Origin of the sequence: Halalkalibacter oceani (assembly GCF_040544555.1) — a bacterium.
GTDB lineage: Bacteria > Bacillota > Bacilli > Bacillales > Bacillaceae_D > Halalkalibacter > Halalkalibacter oceani.
In genome coordinates this window covers 53,121-75,560 of sequence record NZ_JBEPKD010000004.1, presented here as the reverse complement: position 1 = coordinate 75,560, position 22,440 = coordinate 53,121, and the positions used below count along the sequence as shown (strand labels likewise).

12 protein-coding genes and 1 pseudogene are annotated in these 22,440 nt (G+C 48.5%); 9 read left to right on the top strand and 4 right to left on the bottom strand.

The window, feature by feature from the left end:
• Window positions 1-253: 253 nt before the first annotated feature.
• The 5 genes from ABMB67_RS06890 to ABMB67_RS06870 all read left to right on the top strand — a co-directional run bounded on the left by ABMB67_RS06890 (window position 254) and on the right by ABMB67_RS06870 (window position 15,450).
• Window positions 254-1,432 carry a T7SS effector LXG polymorphic toxin gene (locus tag ABMB67_RS06890; protein ID WP_354571476.1) on the top strand — a complete coding sequence of 393 codons (1,179 nt, stop codon included), beginning with the start codon at window positions 254-256 and terminating at the stop codon, window positions 1,430-1,432.
• Window positions 1,433-1,446: 14 nt separating this feature from the next.
• Window positions 1,447-1,821, top strand: a complete 375-nt coding sequence (locus ABMB67_RS06885) for a DUF2750 domain-containing protein (RefSeq protein ID WP_354571475.1) — start codon at window positions 1,447-1,449, stop codon at window positions 1,819-1,821.
• A gap of 349 nt (window positions 1,822-2,170) precedes the next feature.
• Window positions 2,171-5,167, top strand: a complete 2,997-nt coding sequence (locus ABMB67_RS06880) for an S-layer homology domain-containing protein (protein WP_354571474.1) — start codon at window positions 2,171-2,173, stop codon at window positions 5,165-5,167.
• 275 nt (window positions 5,168-5,442) lie between these two features.
• Complete coding sequence (locus ABMB67_RS06875; protein WP_354571473.1) at window positions 5,443-8,868, top strand: S-layer homology domain-containing protein; 3,426 nt, start codon at window positions 5,443-5,445, stop codon at window positions 8,866-8,868.
• A gap of 624 nt (window positions 8,869-9,492) precedes the next feature.
• The gene (locus ABMB67_RS06870; protein ID WP_354571472.1) at window positions 9,493-15,450 is read left to right on the top strand and encodes a leucine-rich repeat protein; all 5,958 of its coding nucleotides are present in this window, start codon (window positions 9,493-9,495) and stop codon (window positions 15,448-15,450) included.
• 367 nt (window positions 15,451-15,817) lie between these two features.
• Here the strand turns inward: ABMB67_RS06870 and ABMB67_RS06865 are convergent, their stop codons facing one another.
• Entirely contained in the window at window positions 15,818-16,288 is a 471-nt protein-coding gene (locus tag ABMB67_RS06865) for a carboxymuconolactone decarboxylase family protein (RefSeq protein ID WP_251223214.1), read from the bottom strand.
• Window positions 16,289-16,445: 157 nt separating this feature from the next.
• On the opposite strand from ABMB67_RS06865, the gene ABMB67_RS06860 reads away from it, so the two are divergent.
• From ABMB67_RS06860 to ABMB67_RS06845, 4 genes and pseudogenes are all read left to right on the top strand, one after another.
• Entirely contained in the window at window positions 16,446-17,312 is an 867-nt protein-coding gene (locus ABMB67_RS06860) for a sigma-70 family RNA polymerase sigma factor (protein ID WP_251223213.1), read from the top strand.
• 99 nt (window positions 17,313-17,411) lie between these two features.
• The gene (locus tag ABMB67_RS06855; RefSeq protein ID WP_354571471.1) at window positions 17,412-17,660 is read left to right on the top strand and encodes a nucleotidyltransferase substrate binding protein; all 249 of its coding nucleotides are present in this window, start codon (window positions 17,412-17,414) and stop codon (window positions 17,658-17,660) included.
• Window positions 17,660-17,806 (top strand): nucleotidyltransferase substrate binding protein, encoded by a 147-nt coding sequence (locus tag ABMB67_RS06850; protein WP_354571470.1) that lies wholly within the window; start codon window positions 17,660-17,662, stop codon window positions 17,804-17,806. Before ABMB67_RS06855 ends, ABMB67_RS06850 begins: the two co-directional genes overlap by 1 nt.
• Window positions 17,807-17,979: 173 nt before the next feature.
• A pseudogene (locus ABMB67_RS06845) lies at window positions 17,980-18,096 on the top strand (cysteine hydrolase); the annotation flags it as partial.
• A 309-nt stretch (window positions 18,097-18,405) separates the two neighbouring features.
• Here ABMB67_RS06845 and ABMB67_RS06840 read toward each other — a convergent pair.
• From ABMB67_RS06840 to ABMB67_RS06830, 3 genes are all read right to left on the bottom strand, one after another.
• A complete protein-coding gene (locus tag ABMB67_RS06840) occupies window positions 18,406-19,392 on the bottom strand; it encodes an NAD-dependent epimerase/dehydratase family protein (protein ID WP_354571469.1) in 987 nt (328 codons plus the stop codon).
• Window positions 19,393-19,434: 42 nt separating this feature from the next.
• Entirely contained in the window at window positions 19,435-20,838 is a 1,404-nt protein-coding gene (locus ABMB67_RS06835; RefSeq protein ID WP_354571468.1) for a dihydroorotase, read from the bottom strand.
• 163 nt (window positions 20,839-21,001) lie between these two features.
• Window positions 21,002-21,733 (bottom strand): IclR family transcriptional regulator, encoded by a 732-nt coding sequence (locus ABMB67_RS06830; RefSeq protein ID WP_251223209.1) that lies wholly within the window; start codon window positions 21,731-21,733, stop codon window positions 21,002-21,004.
• Between the last annotated feature and the right edge of the window lie 707 nt (window positions 21,734-22,440).

The following is a 22,440-nucleotide window of genomic DNA, read 5'->3' as shown; positions in this document are numbered from 1 at the left end:
GAACGGGTTTGGTAGAAAGAAAGCACTATATTTCTATGAGTAATAAACACCCCCTCTTACTGAGGCTCTACTCCTCGCCCCTATATAAAATTGAAATAATTGGGGGAAATGCCCTTCCTTTTTCATAACGGAGAGAGTGCTATGAGTATTTGTATACGCTCTTTTTTATCGGTATATCAACCTATTTCTCCATTTCTTCCTATCCTTTATAATGAAGATATGGATATAATTTCTTTTTCTGGAGGAGGGAGAAATGAAAGTAGTCGATACCTATACGCTCCGTCAGGCCATAAGCGACATCCAGGAGACGATCCATAAGCAGACTGACCAATTCACCAAACTCGAATTGACGATCCAGTCGTTCGTCTCGCTGAATTCCTCTTTTACAGGCCGGGCCGGGGAATCCATTCGTAGTTTCTACCAAGTTGCTCATCTACCATTTATCCAGTTTTTCAAGGACTTCTTGCAGAAGTACCAGCTGGCACTCCAGCAGATTGATCAAGAATTGCAAAGCCTTGAACCTTATTTGTATGAGTATATCCGCGAAGATTTTCTGGCAGGAGATGTCAAACAGGGCTTGCTGAACCTCGAGCGAACGGTCACCTCCCTGACCGACACGGCAAATGCGGTTCTTACGAGCGTCCAGGATATTCTATACCTTCCCCCGCTTTCGGATGACCATGTCCTTCAGGGCATTCATGAGGCGAGGATCGAAACCGACACGACGATCGAGCAGGTATACAGGTTTGACCATAAACATACGGAAGCTTTAAACTTAATACAGACAGACATTCAAACGCTGACAACCTACATAAACGATATCTCCCAAATGTTCAGAACAGGTCAGCTACGTGTTTCCTCCTTTACACCAGGTCAGCTGACCTACCGCACCTCGCACCTGTGGCTACAGACACAGATAAGCGAATCCGTTTCAGATCAGGAGACTCCTTCAAGTCCATCCACCTGGCGGGAAGCAGGATCAGCTATCCTTGATTTTCTGCCATTTGTCGGTAACATCAAGGCCGGCGTGGAAGCCTTAACCGGAAAGGATGCCATCACAGGACGTCACCTAGAGGGCTGGGAAAGAGCACTCGCCGGCGCAGCCATTATCGGTGGTTCGATAGTGAAGGGTGTTTCGAGAGGGATTAAGGGTATAGATAATCGTGGTAGGTCGGGTAAACAAAGTAGGCTTAAAGAGATTGCAAATGATGATAAAGTATCTACTGCTTTAAGAGGTGAAATAAAGCGTGATATAAATGAAATAAAACTAGGAAAGAGAAAAAATATAAGAGTTCCACAAGGATATAATTTGGCACATAGACATGGTTATGAAGCAAGAAAAGGTTATGGATATGAATATAGTGACCTTCAAACCATAAGAAGTCATAGAACTCAGCATAAACATGATGGCTATGGAAAGAGGATAAAATAGAGGAGGTAACGTTATTGAGTAACAAAGAGATTGAAGTAGTTAGTAAACTCCCTATTTCAAAAAGGTATGAATACTTTATAAAGAAAGTAGCTGACTTTGAGGAAGTTTGGGGATTGTTCGATGAAGGGTGGGCAATCTCAGAAGATGATAATGGAAATCCTCTAATGCCCTTTTGGCCGAAAAAAGAATTCGCAAATTTATGTGCAGTTGATGAATGGAAGAATTATAAAGCAGAACAGATAGAACTCGAGGACTTTTTGCAGGAATGGTTACCTGGTATGAAGGTAGATGGAATCAAACCTTCAATATTTTGGAATAATGTAGACTCTGCTGTATTAGATATTGATACATTAATCTTAGATTTAGAAGAGGAGTTAAAAAAATATTGATTTTTAAAAACCTTGATTGGCTACATGCCTTTCAAGGTTTCTTTTTTTTGAGGAAACTTAGTGCTGCACGAACGGCTTAATTAGTATTTGATAAGCCTTGCAAGCTTAGGTCGTGAGCAGCACTCAGATTTTCTTGTTCGTTATCTCCGTTTTAAATTGCTGCCCCTCTCTCATGTCTCATCTTTCATAAAAGCTCCTTTCATTATCATGAGTTGTTCCTCTATTGTTTGACCATACGAATATCCTTTAACGATCCTTTAACCTTTTTGCCGAAAGGTGGGCGCTATAATGAAGGAATATGAGGAAGGTCAGTTTGTTGCCTATGAGAGCAAGGTAGGAGGTTGTTAAGTTGAAGCGAAGTAAAAAAATCGTCCCTCTTTGGAGCAGCGGTAAAGGCATCTTATTTCTATTTATGGCTATATGCCTTGTGATAGGGTGTTTCACACAAGAAAGTCAGGCCCAGTCGATGGAAGGCCCCGATTATGCTCAGCATTGGGCGAAAGAAACGATTGTGCATTGGCTTGAGCAGGGGCTTGCAAACGGTTATCCGGACGGTTCTTTCAAACCAGATCAGCCTATAACCCGGGCGGAGTGGATGGTGTTCACGAATCGGGTGTTTGGATTTGAGACTGGCTCGACGGGTTCCTTTAGCGATGTTAAGGATGGAGATTGGTATGCGGAGGAAATTGGCAGGGCGGTTGCGGCCGGATATATTCAAGGATATGAAGATAACACTGTCAGACCGTTGAAGGAGGTCTCACGCCAGGAGACGGCAGTGATGATCCACAGGATTTTGGAGCTTGAGACAAGACCGGAGCAAGCCGGCACGTACGTTGATGAGAAGAACATTGCCGAGTGGAGTCGAGGTGCAATCGGTGCATTAACGACGAAGCAGCTGATGGGAGGCTATCCAGACGGACGGTTTAGGCCGGAGCGTGAATTGACACGAGCGGAAGCCGTCGTGCTGCTGGATCAGGCCAAGACGACATGGGAGGCTTCTCAGGATATCAAGCTGGACGATGACGGAGAAACATTCGGTCCGGAAAGAGGCACGGAGCGAATTGGCGGAGATGTGATCGTAAGCGCTCAGGATACGACACTGCAAAACCTGATCGTAGAAGGAGACTTGATTATTGACAAGTCGGTCGGAGAAGGGGATGTCGATCTGCAAAATGTGAAAGTGCAAGGGACGATGCAGCTGCACGGGGGCGGAAGCGACAGCATCCGACTGAAGGACAGTACAGTACGGTTGCTTGTCATTGATAAAGAGGATGGAACGGTTCGTGTGGTGGCGATCGGAGAGACGGCGATATCGGAAACGGAGGTCTATTCTTCGGCCAATCTGGAAGCAGCGGAAGGTATGACGGGAGATGGCTTTCAGTACGTCACAATGGACGGAGGTCACCTCGAGCTGCGGGTAGTTCGGGCAGTGATCGAACAGCTGCAGGTGACCGGAAATGTCAAGGATTCCTATCTATACTTGGTGGAAAATGGGGAAATCATCGAGCTGGTCAATAATGGTGAGTTGCAAGTTATCACTATGGGGAACAATGATGACCGTGATCGTGGCGGTTCAGGCTCAGGTTCAGGCTCTGGTTCTGGTTCGAAACCAGCCCCTATCGAAGCTGATTATATGGAGCTGACAACGGATCCGGAAACCGTCGTGGCAGGTGAGGACATTTCCGTGGAGTTTGCGGTCTATCGTTCGGATGGTACTTTGGATACAGCGTTTGATGGGGAAAAAGAGGTTACGGTAAGTGGATATACTTCTGCGCCGGATGGGACAGTCGGTACTTTTGCAGGGACGACGTTGTCTGGGGCGTCGGTCACCGCAACCCTTGTCTTTCATGATGGAAGAGCATCGGGGAATCTAAGCTTGCATCATGCCGCCGAGCAGACGATTCAGCTGGAGGTGTCCGGAGTCGGGGTGGATACGTTCACCATGACCCCTGAACCGGCTGCGGTGGATCGGTTGATCCTGGTGCAGGAGCCGAGTACCTTAGTTACGGAGAATGTCGTATTCGACGACCAGCCGATCATTCAAGTGGTGGACGAGTATGGTAATCCGTTAACAAGTCTAAATACCGGAACCGTTCAGGTTGAAGTGCAAGACAGCGATACAACAGAGTTCAGTTTGAAGGGGAATGTGACGGCGGCAATTGAGGACGGCATGGCTGCCTTTGATGACCTGGCACTGCTAGGTGAAGGAACTGGAGCCATTCTCCGTTTCACAACGGATATTACTGAAGTGACAACTCCGCTCTTGAGTCGTCCAATCGAAGTTCGAGTCTTTGCGGGAGGAGATGGATCAAGTGAGGCGCCATTTTTAATTGAAAGTCCGGTACATCTCGCCAATATGAGCAAGGATTTAACGGCGCATTACAAACTGAATGCAGACATCAAGCTGTCCAAGGATCTAAGCTTTTATGAGGATGCCGGGGGCTGGGTTCCGATTGGAACAACTACGGAACCTTTTCAAGGAATATTCGATGGCAACGGACACACGATATCGGACCTAAGGATTTCAAGGAATGCGGATCATCAGGGGCTTTTTGGATACGTGAATGATGGAGAAATCAAAAATATTCACTTGGAGAATGCAGAGGTTTGGTCGGATGCAAGTGACAATGCTGGTGCCCTTGCAGGGACAATTAGCACTGGCGTCACAGTATCCAATGTGTCGGCATCGGGGACTGTGGTAGGAAATGGGTTAATTGGAGGACTTATAGGGAGTACTTCTGGAACGGTCATCCGCTCCCATTTCGTCTCTACGGATAAAGTGCAAGGCAACCAGTACGTCGGAGGGCTCGTAGGGGTCAGTAACGGGGACATCTCCGAGAGCTATGCCGATGTCAACGTAATGGGCTGGAATTCAGTTGGTGGGCTTGTCGGATACAACCTTGGGTCGGTCTCCCGCTCTTATGTGTCCTCATCGGGTACAGTGGAAGGCGATGCCAGGATCGGTGGTCTCATCGGGCATAACTTCGAAGAGGTTTCCCAAAGCTTTGCCAACATATCGGTAAAGGGTAGAACTGTGGTTGGAGGACTCGTTGGCTATAACGACGAAGTCAACGGGGTTGTTGAGAGTTACGCAGCAGGTGTGGTCACAGCATCTGAATCTCTTGCTGGCGGACTTGTTGGAGGAGGTGAAGCAGTTATAAATTCGTATTACTATCAAGAGCCGGAGAATGGAATAGGAACTAAAGTGGAGACAGAAGCTGCGATGAAAAACCATAAAACTTATACTGATTGGAAGTTTCTCGGATATGACGAAGTCACCATCGATGATGCCGTATGGGAAATTGATGAAGGTGTTTCATTTCCGACCTTGATCTGGCGCGATTGAGTTGGAATAAGTTCCGTATTCAGTATGCTTAAAAAAGGGGTTTTTTAAAGCTTTGTTGCAGCCTGTTGTGCTCCTTATGAGATAGACGGATGTTATCATGACTTGCTGCGATAACTCATATTGTTCGGACTCTTGACGAGAGGGTTGACCCGATCCGAGGCTATCAGCCTCGGATCTTTTTTAACCTTTCTTTAACCAAATTGGGAGGTAGGCGGTGATAAGATTATTCAGATAAGGTGTTATCAAATAAAACATTTGTAATCTGGGAGGTGGCTATGCAATTGAAAAAGCTAAGTTTGGTTGTCTGGCTCGTTTTGACTCTGTGCCTCGCAGCGGGAGACATCGCGCCTGCGGTTCAGGCCAATCCGGCGGAAGGGGGCGATTATGCCGGCCATTGGGCAAATGAAACGATTGAAAAATGGATGAATATGAACATGCTGAATGGTTTTCCTGACGGATCCATTCGTCCGGATCAGTCGGTCACGCGTGCCGAGTTTATCGTTTTGGTCAATCGCGCGTTCGGATTTTCGGCAGGCGCGGCGATCCCCTTTCATGACGTGGATGAGAACGACTGGTACGCTCCCGCGGTGGCATCTGCAGTTCAAGGAGGATACATATCAGGGTATCGAGATGAGTCATTCCGTCCGTTGCGGGAAGTGAGCCGGGCGGAAGCGGCGCAGATGATGAAAAATATTTTAGCGCTTGATCCCGATCCGGCAGCGGCGGCTACCTTCGTTGACGAAACAGCGATCGCGGAATGGAGCCGCGGTGCGATTGGCGCCGTCAAGGCGAACAGTATTATGAGCGGCTATCCAGACGGACAGTTTCAACCGGAACGTTCGCTGACCCGGGCAGAAGCGATTGTACTGCTAGATCAGGCGCTTGAAGTGAGGGAGGACTCTGATCCGGAAAAGGAAGCAGAGCATGTGATCATTGACGAGGAAGGCGACACACTTGGTCCGGAAGACGGCAGTTTACACTGGATTGCCGGCGATGTGACCGTGACCGCATCAAATGTAACATTGCAAAATGTCATTATTGAGGGCGACCTGGTCATTGCGAAAGAAGTCGGCGAAGGAGATGTTAATCTACACAGAGTAGAGGTGCGCAGCACGATGGAGGTGCACGGCGGAGGAAGTGAAAGTATTCATCTGAACGACAGTGTCGTCCTCCGGCTCGTTATCGACAAAGAAAACGGCGCGGTACGTATTGTCGCTTCTGGAAATACGTCCGTCACAGAAACGATCGTCTTTTCGGATGTCCAGATGGAGGTAACGGACAATGCCGACGGGGAAGGTTTTCAAAACGTCATGCTGAATGGCAGCGAAATGGAGATGAGCATCGTCCGTGCGGTCATCGACCTGCTTTATGTGACGGAAGAAGTGACGGATTCGACATTGTACCTGCTAGACGATGCCCGCATCATCGACTTGATCAATGAAGGACGGATTGAAATGATCGAACCCGGAAGCGGAAACCAGGGCGGAGGAACCGACAGGGGCAGTGGTGGATCTGGTGGTGGCTCCGGTGGGCCTCCAATATCCGATGGGAAAGACGCAAACTATATGAAAGTAGCGGTTTCTGATCCTACCGCTTCAGCGGGGACCCCTGTCGATGTAACTGTCGAGGTCTATCGGTCCGATGACGAACGGGATAGGGATTTTAATGGCGATTATACCGTAACCTTGAGCGGATACAGCTTCGCTCCCGATGGAACTGCGGGTTTCTTCGCCGGCGAGAAGCTGGAAGGCGCGGCGACGGACGCCATATTGCGCTTCACGGACGGGAAGGCAAGTGGCGAGTTAATTTTGCACCATGCCGCCTTGCAACCTATCGAGGTTCGTATCGACGGCGGTGCGGCGATCATCTCCGATACGATGACGGTGGAACCCCAATACGGCATGTTGGCGGAACTCCATTTCAACGCCCCTGTGGCGAGTGTAGTGGAAGAAACGGCTTTTGCCGTATCGGTGAGCGTCACCGATACATTTGGCAATCGGATACCGGAGTCGGTATCCGTGACGGTGGAGGTGTCCGATGCGGGCACCGGCCCGAGTGAACTCGTTGGCGGAACGGCTACGGTCGTTACGACAGACGGTGTGGCCACCTTCGATCATCTCATTCTTAGAGGCATCGGTGAAGGCGTGAGACTACGGTTTCAAGCTGACACAGTGGAGTTGATCAGCGATCCGATTACCGTAGACAATCTGTTTGAAACGGGAGAGGGGACGGCAGAGACTCCGTTTGAAGTGGCGAATTTCGAGCAATTAACCAGCATTCGCAAAAAACTGGACGCTCACTTCGTGCTAACCGACAATATTGAACTGCCTGCGACGGACGGTGGCGAAATTCGTTGCGACGATTTTGCGGATGTGGAGTGGTGCCTGTCGTATAAGGAAAACGGGGGTTGGGAGCCAATTGGTACGGACGGGAACCCGTTTACCGGAACGTTCGACGGCGGCGACCATACGATTGCCAATCTGACCATCAACAGGGCTGAGGATAACCAAGGGATGTTCGGCCATGTACAAGGAGGACATATCCAGAATGTGGTTCTGGACAACGCGTACGTCGACACAACGACAGACGATGATCCTGAGGGGAAAATGTTTGTCGGTTTGCTCGTTGGAAAATTGGACGGCAATGGGAGCGTCACGAACGCGACGGTCTCCGGTGAAGTGTCCGGTCGTGGCATCGTCGGGGGGCTGCTTGGATTTCTAGACGGAGGTAGTACGGTCACTGACTCCAGTTCGGACGTCACCGTGTTTGGATACACGGATGGCTCACGCTCGGGAGGACTGATCGGAGAGAACTTTGGAACGGTTGCCGATTCCAACGCAACCGGCAACGTGACGGGCGGTTATAATACCGGTGGTCTCATCGGGTACAACAGGGACTCCGCGACCGTCATCCGCACGTACGCGACGGGTGATGTAGAGGTGCCCGGGATAAATCGAGACAATGGCGGCCTGATCGGCACAAACGCTGGTACGGTAGTGCTATCTTTCGCCACGGGCACCATCTCCAGCGGGTCTAATTCCGGCGGTCTGATCGGATGGAATACCGGGAACGTTGCCCATGTCTACGCCACGGGCGACGTGAACGCCACAAATTTCCCTGCTGGTCTCATTTCGGGTAACCCTAGCAGCGGAAACTTTGCCTACGGGTATGCAACGGGGAACGTGAATGGCGACTTAGAGCCCGCCGGTCTGGTTTCCACCGAGTCCGGGGTGTCCGTATACTCCTACCACAACGGTCCCGACAACGCTATCGGCAACCTGAGAACAGACACGGAATTGATGCAACGTTCCACGTATGAGCATTGGCCGTTCGCCGGCGACGACGATTTGGATGGAGAGCCGGTCTGGATCATCAACGACGGTGTCGGGCTGCCGCAATTGTACTGGACGTATGAAGCGCCGGGAGCAGATGAAGGGCTTGAGCTGACGGCAATCACTGGGTCTACCGAGTCGCTCAACCTGAACATGACGGACAACACCACAGCCGCTATCACGTTGACGGGCGAATGGAGTGACGGCACCACCGACGAGGATGTAACGTCGCTAGCGATGTGGCACTCCCGAGATTCCGGAATCGCCACGGTAGAGAATGGTCAGGTTAGGGCTGTCAGTGCAGGAGATACGGTTATCATAGCTGTCTTGGGTGATCAGGTTATCAAGATTGACTTAACTGTAGAATGAATGACGGAGACTGGGTTACGGCTAAGGTTTTGATGGGAAATATGGCAGTGTTTCAGTTCTGTGCAACGTACTAACCTAAGAATCGTTTTGGTAATGGTTAAAATCTGGCGCAGGCTTCGCACACTGCTTCGGAGCTTGAAACAAAAGGTAAACCAGCCTTTTGTTTCAAGTTTTTTCGCTTTTTAGATATACGAGCTCAATAAATCTCCCAGACATTAGAGACAGCCATGCCACCGTTCATGCAGAGGAGGGGGCTTCGTTCGTGGCACGAAGAGAATTGCCGATAAGCTATTGAACATACGTCGACATGAAGCACCCGTGGAATAAAACAGCAAGGACGTTTGCCGTACTGCCAAGGAGCCGGAAAGGGAATCCGTATGATAAGATGGATTCCTTTTTTGGCTCTTTTTTTCATGCGTTTGGTGCGATGCATCACTTAGTGGTGAAAGACCGTAACTAGCTGGTTGCCAGAATAACAATAGTCGTAAATGCCAGGTGGCCGATCTATCCGTCTTGCTTGTCCATCTCAAACTTATACAAGATCCTTTAACGAAGCTTTAACCATTTTTCTCCTTTTACAATGATAGAATGACTGATAGCTTGATAGAAAAGGAGAGAAGATGGATGACTCGAAAAAAGAGGCGGTTGATCTCCCTACTCTTGATCCTTGCCTTAATGGCGCAAATGTTGCCCATTACAATGGTGAGTGCGACTGAGGGACCATACATTGAGGGAGACTTTCAGTATTATGTGAATGATGATGGCGACGTGATGCTGAGCAACTATTTCGGTGAGAGGGGCATTGATCTGGAGCTGCCTGCGGAACTGGGCGGGCAGCCGCTGAAGATCATTGCCAGCGGAGTGTTAGATAGAAGGGAATTGACCGCAGTAAGCATACCAGATTCTGTAGAGCGGATTGTTATGGGTGCTTTTTCCAACAATCGTTTGACGACGGTGACGATTCCGGCAAGCGTGACGGACATTGGCAATCAGGCTTTTCATAATAACGAGCTGAGCACAGTAGTGGTGCATAATGACAGCGTGACGTTCGGAGATGGTGTGTTTGAGGGCAACGCTTCGGACTTGACTTTAATCGGTGATGTGGGATCAACCACAGAAGCTTATGCCGATGAGCACGGCTATGCTTTCATGAGCATTGCCCACTATTTGGGTTACGGCTTTGAGTATGAAGGGAACGGAGATGGCACGGCGACGATCACGGGATGGGATGAAACAGGTTTTGGTCCTGTCCCTGATCCATTGATCATACCGGCTGAGTTGTCAATCCCTGATGAAGCGGAAACGTTGACCGTGACGGGAGTTGGTGAAGAAGCCTTTCGTGGTAAAGGGCTTACGGAGGTGACCATTTCTCATAGCGTGACAACGATTGGAGCACATGCTTTTCTGGGTAACAACCTGACGGAGCTCGTGATCCCAGAAAGTGTTGTGGAGATTGGCCGGAACGCGTTCTCAGAAAATGATCTCAGCGAAGTGGTGATTCGTCATGACAGCGTGACGTTCGGAGATAATGTGTTTGCGAACAATGCTGCTGAGCTGACCTTGATCGGCGGATCAACCGTACAGGCTTATGCTGATGGGTATGGTTACCACTTTATCGACATTGATGGCTCAGGCTTTCAATATGACGACCACGGTGACGGGACAGCAACGATCACGGGATGGGATGAGGCTGTCTATGGCGCCGTGCCTGATCCGTTGTTCATCCCGGATAGCGTCGGTGAGGACTTGACTGTCACAACGATTGGGGCGAATGCCTTTCGTGATCGTAGTCTAACGGATGTAACCATCCCCGACGAGGTCACGGAGATTGCCGAAGCTGCTTTTGCGGATAACGCTTTAAGTGATGTGACTTTTTCGGCAGCGTTGGAAGTCATCGGGTCGCAAGCGTTTATGGGAAACAAGCTGGAAGTGCTGAATATTCCTGCAAGTGTTACAGAGATTGGTGCTGAAGCTTTTGCCAATAACGAGCTGACGGAAGTGGCGATTCCTAATCGTATTACGGAGATTGGTGATCGGGCTTTTCAGAATAACGGTTTAACTGAAATTGAGTTTCCCGAGGGGTTGGAAACGATTGGCGAGGAAGCCTTTCGGAATAATGACTTGGAGGATGTGGAATTCCCGGACAATCTAACGGAGATTGGTGCGCGGGCTTTTCGGGACAACAGTTTGTCTGAAGCTGCGTTTCCAGAGGATTTGGAAGTCATTGGTGAAGAAGCCTTTCGGAATAATGACTTGGTGGAAGTAACATTCCCGGACAATCTAACGACGATCGGGCGTTGGTCTTTTCAAGATAACCTGCTCACGGAAGTGACGCTTCCCGACAGCGTGACGACGATTGGAAACGGTGCTTTTGAAGCTAACAATCTGACCGAAGTGACGCTTCCTGCTGGTATTACGTCGATTGAGTCGAATGTTTTTTTTCGGAATAATCTTATAGCAGTCGATCTTCCAGAAGGTGTGCAAGCCATCGGCAACCAGTCATTTTTCGGCAATGCTCTGGCGAAAGTCGCTCTTCCGGATCATCTGGAGACCATCGGCAATCAAGCTTTTGCGGGAAATGCTCTCACCGAGGTGATCATCCCTGAAAACGTCACACAGATTGGCGACGGTGCTTTCCAAAACAACGACCTCACACAAGTGGTCATTTCCCCTGAAGATGTGGTGTTTGCAGCTTCCGGCAACATCTTTGCGGACAACACGGACGACCTGGCCTTAGTCGGTTATAGAGGATCGACGACGGAGGCGTATGCCGCGGAGCATGAGTATCGCTTTGTGGATATTCGGCTTTATTCGGGGCTGAGTTTTGAATATGAGATCAACGCCGATGATACGTTAACGATCACTGGATGGAATGAAGCCGATTATGGCCCTGTGCCGACGTCGCTGGTGATTCCGGAGATGATTGAGGGACGGACGGTCACTGCGATTGGGGAGGAAGCCTTCGAGGAAAAATCTCTGACGGAAGTGTCCCTTCCGGATACGCTGACGACAATTCGCGACTATGCGTTTTGGGGGAACAGGCTGACGGAGTTGACGCTTCCAGATGGGGTAACGTCGATTGGGAATTATGCGTTTACGGATAACCGCTTGGAGGAATTAACGCTTCCGAATACGCTCGCGGTGATCGGGAACAATGTGTTTGCGATGAACAATTTGGAGGAAGTGGTGATTCCCGACGGCGTGACTGCAATTGGGAACTGGGCTTTTGGTCAAAACGAACTGACGAGGATTGTCATTCCCGATAGTGTGACGACTATGGGGGCGTATGCTTTTCATGACAATAAGCTCACTGAGGTCGTGTTTGGGACGGGGCTAAACAGAATTGCCGACGAGGCTTTTTCTAGGAACCAGCTGACGTCCGTGGTCATTCCAGATGGGGTGACAGGCATCGGGCATTGGGCTTTTTATGACAATCGTCTTACGGAAATTGAATTCGGCGACGATGTGCTAACGATCGGAACGGAGGCTTTCATGGGGAATGCTCTGGAATCCTTGGATCTTCCAGATAGTGTGACGTCGATTGGCAACGGTGCTTTTGGGTATAACAACCTCACTAGCCTGGAAATCCCGGATAGTGTGACGTCGATTGGCAACGGCGCTTTTGAATATAATGACTTACGAACAGTCATTATTCATAACGACGAGGTTGATTTTTCCGGAAATGTATTCCCGAACAATGACCCTGATCTGACGTTAATCGGTTATGTAGACTCGACGACGGAAGGTTATGCTGCGGAGCGTGAGCATCATTTTGTGGATATTGTTCTTTATTTGGGTCTGGGCTTTGAATATGAGATCAATGCCGATGACACGCTGACGATCACCGGCTGGAACGAAGACGATTATGGCCCTGTGCCGACGTCGCTGGTGATTCCGGAAATGATCGAGGAACGGACGGTCACCGCGATTGGGGGTTCTGCCTTTCAAAATAACAATCTGACAGAGGTGATCATTCCAGACAGCGTGGTGGTTATAGGGAGCTCTGCCTTTCAGGGTAATAACCTGACAGAGGTGGTGTTGGGCACCGGTGTAGAGGTGATTGGGGACTCTGCCTTTCAGAATAACAATCTGACAGAGGTGATCATTCCAGACAATGTGACGGAGATAGGGACTGGCGCTTTTTGGAATAACAGCCTGACAGAGGTGGTGTTGGGCGCCGGTGTGGAGACGATTGGGGACTCTGCCTTTCAGAATAACACTCTGACGGACGTGATCATCCCAGACAGCGTGGTGGTTATAGGGTCTGGCGCCTTTGTGACTAACACCCTGACAGAGGTGGAGCTGGGCACCGGTGTGCAGACAATTGGGAACTCTGCCTTTGCGTTTAACGCTCTGACGGACGTGATCATCCCAGACAATGTGACGGAGATAGGGTCTGGTGCCTTTGCGAATAACAACCTGACAGAGGTGGAGCTGGGCACCGGTGTGGAGACAATTGGGAGCACTGCCTTTCAGAATAACGATCTGACGGAGGTGATCATCCCAGACAATGTGACGGAGATAGTGGCTTTTGCCTTTAGGAATAACAACCTGACAGAGGTGATCATTCACAATCTTGATGTTGCGTTCGGCAACGACGTGTTTGAGGATAACGCGGCTGATTTGACACTGATTGGGCACGCGGATTCGACGACGCAATCTTATGCTGCTGAGCACGATCATCGTTTTGTCGCTTTTGACTCAGCTCCTGAAGTCACGATTTTTTATGCTGACGAAGTGGTTGACGCACCGATTGATGTGGTTTTGGGTGCCTCGGCTTCATTGAGGCTCGAGTCCTCCCATAGTCATTTTGAGATTGAAGGGGTGGAATGGACGGTTGACGGGATAACGGCAGGGTCCGATGATACGTTGGAACTCGACACGGGAACCGTGGGAACGTTGACGGTACAGGCCACAGCCACCACGGAATACGGAGGCGCGGCGACAGAAACAGTGACAGTGAATGTCAAGCCGCCTGTCCCGGATACGCCTGTGTTAGAGGTTGACAGCACTTCAACTACGTCGATTCAGGTGAGTTGGGAAAATGTCGCCTATGCCGAAGAGTATGTGCTAACACGTGATGGAGACGAGATTTACCGTGGCGAGGAAATGGTGTATGAAGATACTGGCTTAACACCGGAGACAACGTACGAGTACAGCCTGAAAGCGGTGAATGACTCCGGTGAGAGTGGAGCCTCTACCGTGACAGCGACGACTGCTGCGCGTGCTTCCGGTGGAAGCGGTGGCGGAGGGGGAGCTCCAAGTCCTTCGCCGCGTCCGCCAAGTTCTGCCACGGAGGAAGAGATTCCTGTCGTGGTGGAAGGAATAGAGGAGGAAGTGTTAGTCCTGATTCGGACGACAGGGTCGAACGGAGCCGTGACAGAAGAATTGGTCATAACAGAGTCCTTTGTTACTTTCTTTTTGGATCGAGACGACGTTCCTGATACTCTCCGGCTCTTTTGGCCCGAGGAGGAAGACGTGTCCCGGATGATGATCACGATTGAGAAAGAAGCAGCGGTGCTACTAGAGGAAGCGAATGTGAACGTGGATATCCTTACCTCCTACTTGGGTCTGTTCTTGCCAGTCTCTTCCATGGGGGATGTCAGTGAAGACTTATCCTTGGAGTTGGAGCCGGTCCGAGAGGAAGTTGATCACGAAGCCATCAGTGAGCAAGCACAGGAAGCAGCTCTCCGGCTCGGTCTTGACGATCCGAAAGTGGACATTCTTACCTGGCCGGTGATGGTGACAACCAATGTCCAAGGACGTAGCGTCGACCTGACGATTCCGCTACCGGAACTGGACACGGAAAATCGTGAGGACATCGTCGTATTTATCGAGCATAGTGATGAGGAGCAAGTGCTTGTACCGGTCGAGTTCATTTCATATCCAGGAACGGCGGGAGAGGAAGGAGTTACTTTTCAAGTAGAGAAGTTCAGTACCTTCACTCCGTTGTCCTTGGAAGGATGGGCCAACTACCTTAGGGAAGAAGAAGGAGAGCCAATTCCTCCTTACATTGAAGGCTATCCCGATGGAACATTCCGTCCTAATGAATCAGTAACCAGAGAACAAATGGCGACTATGCTCGGCCGTTATCTCGGGAGCGAGGAAGACGAGAGAGAAGGCTGGTTTGTTGACATTTCCGACGAGCACTGGGCCTACCATGAAATTTCTGTAGTCCAGCGGAACGGCATCATGAACGGATATGAAGATAGGCAGTTCCGGCCTGAAGAAGAAATCACCCGGGCTCAGATGGCGGTTATCGCCTACCGCTGGATGCACGAGCAAAGGGAGGATTGTTGCCCAGATAAGGGAGAAGGTACGGTCATTCTTTACGAGGATGTGTCCCAAAACCATTGGGCCAAGGAAGAGATCGATGCGATCAGCCAATGGGGATTGATGGAAGGGTTTGGAGACAACTCTTTTCGCCCAGCGGCACCATTAACGAGGGCCCAGGCCGTTACTGTGTTAAACCGCCTTTTTGCGCGGGAGGCTGCTGACGTAAGTACGAACCCGAGCTTCGCCGATGTGCCGGTCACCCATTGGGCGTACGCTGACATCGAAACAGCGGCAAGAGGGCAATAAACCGATTTTTAGATCACTGGCAAGGAGCCGAAAAGGATATCCATCTCTTATATGGATTCTCCCTTTCGGCTTTTTTAGCGGCTTCCGGCTCGCCTCTCTGCCCGTATGGCAGTCGTGGTGTTTTTATTATAATGGAAGGGAGACTGGCGCAACTATACTTGGTGTAAGCTGGAGGGGGGAAAGGGTGGGCAATGTGATCATTGCTTCGATGGAGATGTAGGCCTGTTACTCCGTGAAGGAAAAAATTCTCCGGTTGTCTGGGAGGAAGTGGTCCATTCAGAGGAAAAGCTGTCTTCAAAGGGGGAGCAATTTTCCTTTGAGACAGCTCTTTGCTTTTTAAAATAGGAAGGCTCGTGCCATTACCTATTTATGTTTGCGGTCCCTGCACGATTTGTCTTGTCGCGACATTTAGGCGGTTAAACAAATTCACTGTAGCGATTCCGGCAATAAGCGTTGCTAACGCTTTTTCCTCATAATGCCGGGCGGCTTCAAGATACGTCTCCTCAGTAACGGGGTTGCTTTGGTCGCTTAGGCGGGTGACTGCTTCGACAAGTGCCAAAGCGGCACGCTCAGCTTCTGAAAAAAATGGCGTTTCTCTCCAGGCTGCGACAGCTAACACTTTTTCAGGAGAGGCGTCTTCATTTTTCGCATTAGTGGCATGGAGCTGCACGCACACGCTGTCTCCATTAATTTGACTCGCGCGGAGATAGCATAGAAAAAGGATTTGACGCGGGATGTCTGTTTCTGCTGCGGAAGTGAATAACGCCTTTCCTAAGCCTTGCAATGCTTCGTTTACATTCGGAATAACTTCAAGCGGACTTTTCATTCGTGGTTTCATAACATAGCTCCTTTTAAAAATATTTATGAAGAGCATGATTGGCTCCTCTACTACGATGACGTATCGGCTTGATCGGATGTGACAAAAAATAAGAAATACGGTGTCACAACCGTGCGCTTCTTTTCGTCTTACTCTATAAAGAAGGAAAACAAAAGGAATGAACGAAATGACAGAAGAAACGGAACAAAAGGCGGAACAATTTCAATTACATAGAAATCATTTAAAAGCAGTCGCGTACCGCTTGCTGGGCTCAGCCGAAGAAGCGGAGGACGCCGTTCAGGAAGCATGGTTTCGTCTGCAAAGGGTGGAGCTGACCGGGATTGAAAATGTGAAAGGATGGCTGACAACGGTCGTTTCCCGCATCGGTTTGGATATGCTGCGGAGCCGAAGAGCAGGGCTGGAGGTGTCGGAGGAGGAAATGTTCGATGAGATGAGCAGCGATCGCTACATGGAGCCGGAGCGGGAAGTGTTGCTGGCCGATGCTGTGGAGGAGGCGCTGGCAATCGTCCTGCAACAATTGAAGCCTGCTGAACGGCTGGCGTTTGTTTTGCATGATGTTTTTGCTGTTCCCTTTACAGAGATTGCTTCGATTATCGGGAAGTCGGAGTCCGCTGCCAGGCAGTTAGCGAGCCGGGCGCGACGGAAAGTTCACGGAAAAAAAGGGCAGACAGTGGCACATAGAACAGAGCGGGACACGCTGGAAGCGTTTCTCACTGCGGCTTATGCCGGTGACTTCAGCACATTGCTTTCTTTACTGGATCCGGAAGTAGTACTGCGGGATGACCGCGGCGGAGAGGTGAAAGTCGTAAAAGGAGCGGAGCGTTTAGCAAAAGAAGTAGCAGGAAAGGCGCAGCCCGCTCAGTTTATCCTTGTCGATGGAAAGCTCGGCTTGATGGCTGCACGAAACAAAACATTGCTGTACATTCTTAGCTTTAAACTGAAAGAAGGGATCATTACAGAAGTAGAGCTGATTTCCGACAAACGACGGATGGAGAAACTAAAGCTGTCTTTATTGGGGGGATGAAGGGCACTTCCTGCTTAATGTAAGAGCAATGAACGTTTATCGGTGCTATATTAAACATAAGTGAGGAGGAAATGAAATGGTACATCCGAACGAAAAAAGATGGAAACAACGGTTTTAAAACCTTCAAAAGCTTATTTACAATTCAAGGAAGCGGTAGAGTGGAACCGTCAGAAATCCTTAAGCAAACTGGAAAAAGAGGGAATCATTCAACGTTTTGAACACACATTTGAGCTATCCTGGAAAACATTAAAAGACTATTTGGAAGCTCAGGGTGAAAAAGCCCGCTTTTCAAGAGATGTCATAAAAAAAGCTTTCCAATACGAAATGATTGACAATGGAACGGTTTGATGCAAATGCTAGAGAGCAGAGATATTCTTTCTCATCCTTATGATGAGCAAGCGTTTGAGACGGTTTTCACTAAAATCATCCAAGAGTATTTTCAAGCGATTACTTCAGTCTTTCAAGAAATGGAGCGGTTATATGAAGGTGACTGAGGAATTTGGTATTGAGAAAGAAAGTCTTGCCCTGATGCGGAACGCTCTTAAGCAAATAAAAGAAGTGGAAGAAGTCATTATTTTTGGCAGTCGGGCCATGGGAACGGAAATTTGGAAGGAGAGGTTGATCATCGTATACGGTTCTTCATATTCCATAGCTGAATCAATAAACCGATCAAAACGGGGTTTATTACGATCCAGAAACGATTCATGCTACGTCCTTAGCGACGTTGCATCAAGAAGTTGCCACTGTTCTTTCCACGGAGGAATTCATAGCGCAAGTACGCTAACGATATCGGCCGCTTCCTCAGGTCAAGAGGGAGCGGCCGGTCGCTATGGTGTAGGCAGCTTATCCGGATGCATGAGTAGATCGATATCGTGAACCATTTCTTCCTGAATGAGGAAGGAAACCACGGCGTAAATCTCGTGCCGCACATAGCAAGCAAGGGCGGGCTGTTCAATTGCCCGCGCTTCTTCTATATGAAAAGAGCCTCATTGGAAGCAATCAGAGCAATTAACAAAAAATCGAAAGTGTGAATCCTGAATGGCTAAGCCTGTCTGCAACGAGTATAAGGTGAGGGACGTAACGCTAAAGGCTCTCACTGCCAAAACTCCGACTGTCTGTCAATCCAGCTGATATAATCATCAAACGCGCTATCGAGATCGTAGGCCGGGGTGTAGCCGGCATCGTCGATCAATTTTTGAATCGAGAGGGGAGAGCGGTCCTGACTGCCGTGAAAGCTGATGTTGGCTTGTTCGGCTGACTGGACGAGTTCATATTGAAAATCTGGCAGGATCGTTTGGAGCTTTCTGCACCAGTCATAGACTGTCCAGGATGTTCCGGAGCTTATGTTGAGAACATCGCTGGAGATCGCTGTTTTTTGCAAAATTGTGGCGACTGCGCCGGCAATGTCGCGGCTGTACACCCAGTCATTCGGCCCTTTTCTCGGCAGGAATGCTTTTTGGTGTAAATAGGCGAGGCGCGTTGCTTGTAAAGGGGCGCTCAGTGTATCGCGAACGCCGGTATTTCGTTCCCACGGTCCGAAAACAGTGCCTACTCTTACGATTCTAATATCGAGATCGAATAATTGTTTATAGCGGAGCGCCGTTTTTTCTGCGGCAAATTTGCTAATGGCATATAATGTTTTAGGTCGGGGGTGCGCAGTGTCTTCGTGTACCGATGTGTAAGCAAAAGCCGCGTCGCCATAGACGGAAGCGGAGCTCAAATAGATGAGTTTTTCGATCTTGTTTGAGAGCGCTGCCTCCAACACTTCCACCGTTCCGGAAAAATTCACGTCTAGGATCTGTTTGCTTGCCGTTTTTTCACGAGTGAGGTCGGGCGTGATGACGGCCGCATGAATGATTTCTGTGATCGAATAGCTTTTGATAATCCGCTTGATTTGAGTGCTGTCGAGGATGCTCGCCTGGACGTGGTGGTATGTACCGCCGTTCGTTTTCAGCGTGTTCTCCGCTTCTTTTAAAAGGGGAGCCATATCGAGCAGAACGACGTCTATCCCCTGTTTCGTCAAGTGTTCTGCGATGTTCATTCCGATAAAGCCGCAACCGCCGGTGATCAACACAGTCATCGTACTCGCTCCTTTCCGTTCATGAAAGCATGATTTGTGGGTTTACAGTTGGACGGAAGCTTTTTTCTGCGGTTCAATCCATTTCCCCCATCCTTTAACATCAGGCTGAATTTCCCCGTTCTTTGCAACGAGATGGCCGCGGACAATCGTATAGAGTGGCAGTCCTCTTATCTCCAAACCATCAAACAGGATAGCTGCATCTCTCGCTCTCGTGATCATCTGACTACTATCGATTTTCTTCTTTGCCTCTAAGTCAACAATCGTAATATCGGCGTCCGTGCCTGCTTGTAAGGAGCCTTTTTGCGGGTATAAATCAAATGCTTTTGCCGGGTTCTCGGATAAAAGCTGAACAACCCTCGCTAAGCTTAATCTGCCTTTGGCAACCTGATGTAACATCAATGGCAGAACGAGTTCCGCTCCGGGGAAGCCGGCGGGAGAACGGAGAATATTCCCAATCCATTTTTCCTTATCAGCTTTGAAAGCCGGTGAATGGTCGCTGGAGATATAATCAATTGTTCCATCATGGATGAAATCCCACATTTTATTAACTTGTTCGGTTGAACGCAGCGGTGGATTGCATTTCCCGTGCGGTCCTAGTTTTTCAACATAGCTTTCATCATAGAGCAGGTAATGGGGGCAGGTTTCCGCATAGACGCGCACCCCTTGTTCTTTGGCGGTCTTGATTAATGCGAGAGCCTCGGGACTTGAGACATGACAAATGATTAATGGAACGTTGAATTGTTTGGCGAAGTAAAGCAGCTTATGGATGGCTGATGTTTCGACTACGAGATTACGGACATGCAAGTGGCTTTTAAAATCTGCCGGATCCGTAACCTGTTGCGTGAAAAAGGTGATCAGTTCATCATTTTCGGCATGAACGGCTAAAGGGAGGCCTGTTTTGCTAATTTCAGAGAATCCCTGGATAAGGTCGGCGTCTGTTGTCATTGTAAAGCCTTCATACTCATCTTCACGTCCTTTTGGGGCGCTGTGCATAAACGTTTTATAGGCGACAATTCCTTCCTTGCCGAGTGGCACAATCTCTGCATAATGATCATTGCCCGCTGCTCCGTATAGGGCATAATCGACAACGGCTTGATCTTGAATGATGTCGCGGCGTCTGGTCAGTAATTCTTTATTATAGGTGCATGGATACGAATTCGGCATTTCAATAATCGTTGTCACCCCGCCGGCTGCCGAGGCGCTCGTTCCGGAAAAGAAGTTTTCCGTGCTTTCCGGGTGTTTGGCAGGTTCCTTAAAATGCACATGTGAATCAATGATGCCCGGCAGCACATATAAGCCGGTTGCGTCAATATAAGCCTTTGACGTAAGCGCGCTATTCGTACTGGAAATTGAGATGATTTTGCCGTCTTTAATGGCAAGATCGTTTCTTTTAAATTCTCCATTTTGCTGATACAAGTATCCGTTTCTGATCAAAAGGTCCATCATTATGTTTATCCCTCGTATTCTCATATTTTAATATCATATTTTCATTATATGATAAGTATATTATTATATAATTGCAAGTTTAAATTTTCTGAAAATGTGGCGAGGAGCTTTTTTATAGTGATGAGATAAAGAAAAGAATGCCTGCAAGCAAAGGCATCCTCTTCTATAAATTCTTCTCAATTTCGTTTACTGCGTTTTTAATTTTTTCGATCAGCTCTTCTTTGTTGTTTCTGATGATTCTTTCTTTTGGACCTGCGAGGCTTAAAGAACCAAAAATGTTCCCTGATGAAAAAATCGGAACGGCGTATGTGTAGACACCTTCATCCAATTCACTGTCCGACACCGCGTAACCATTCTCTCGGACCTTTTTCATTTCTTTGATTAATTCTTCTTTATCGACGATCGTATGGGGGGTGAATTTTTTGATGAATCCATGTTTATATAATTTGTTAATCGTTTCTGATCCCATATAAGCCAGAATGGCCTTGGAAGACGCGCCGGCAAACAGCGGAATCACTTTTCCGCTTACAGATGAAACTTTAATGAGGTGATGGGATGAGGTGACGTCTTCAAGACAAACCGCATTTAAACCGGAATGAATGACCAGAACGGAAGTCTCCTTCGTTTCATCGGTAAGCTGCTTCATGATTGGATTGGCGATTGAAATAATTTCATTATCAATTCTGGCGAGATTGCCGAGTTCCAAAAGCTTAAATCCAATTTTGTATGAATTTCTCTCCGTCTCAAATACATAGCGGTTCTCCTTGAGAATCCGAATGTAGCGATAGACAGAACTTTGGGGGATGTGCAATAAATTGGAAATTTGTGTGACAGTTAATTCTCTTGTTTCTAAATTAAATAGATTTAAGATTTCTAATGCTTTCTTTATGCTCATCTTTTCAATTCCCATCTTTAGTAAAATTATAAATCATAATAGAAAGATACATGATTACAAGATAAGCGTCAAATAACCCTCGGCTTTTTGAGACGTTGCTGAAAAGTACGATTTTCACTTTTTCAGCAGGTTTTTGGTATAAGTATTTGTCACGATCCTGAGCTTCGATTCGCTCCCAGGATGGGGGGCGCGCTTTCCGCAGGAGGGCGTTGAACTAACCTGAAGGGGCAAAAAAATTCCATGCAGGCCTTACGAAAAATGCAAACGAGGCTGAACCATAACTACTGTGTTTACCTGAATGTCGAGCGGATGAAATAGACGAAGACTCCTGCGGGAGAAAAAGCAACGGTGAGACCCCACAGGGCGTAGCCCGAGGAGGCTCACCAGCTTTCCGCGGAAAGCGAAGTCTATTTCAGGAGCGACGGATCCCCCTCTTTTCATTTGTACTCGTCGATAACCTTACCCACTAATCTTAGTATGTTTTGTCTACGGGCTGTAGCAAATGAGCGTAGCCACTACTCTTCTTTGAGTTATGAAAAAGAACGTTTTTCAGGGGCCTTCTGTTTGATGGGGGTATTGGAGGCCTGTTTAAAAATGGCAGCATAAAGTATGTGAGAAAATCGACTATAACGCATTGAATATTATCAGAATTTACACTACAATCGGATTAATTATCACATTCTAATAATTGTTTATTAATATGTGAT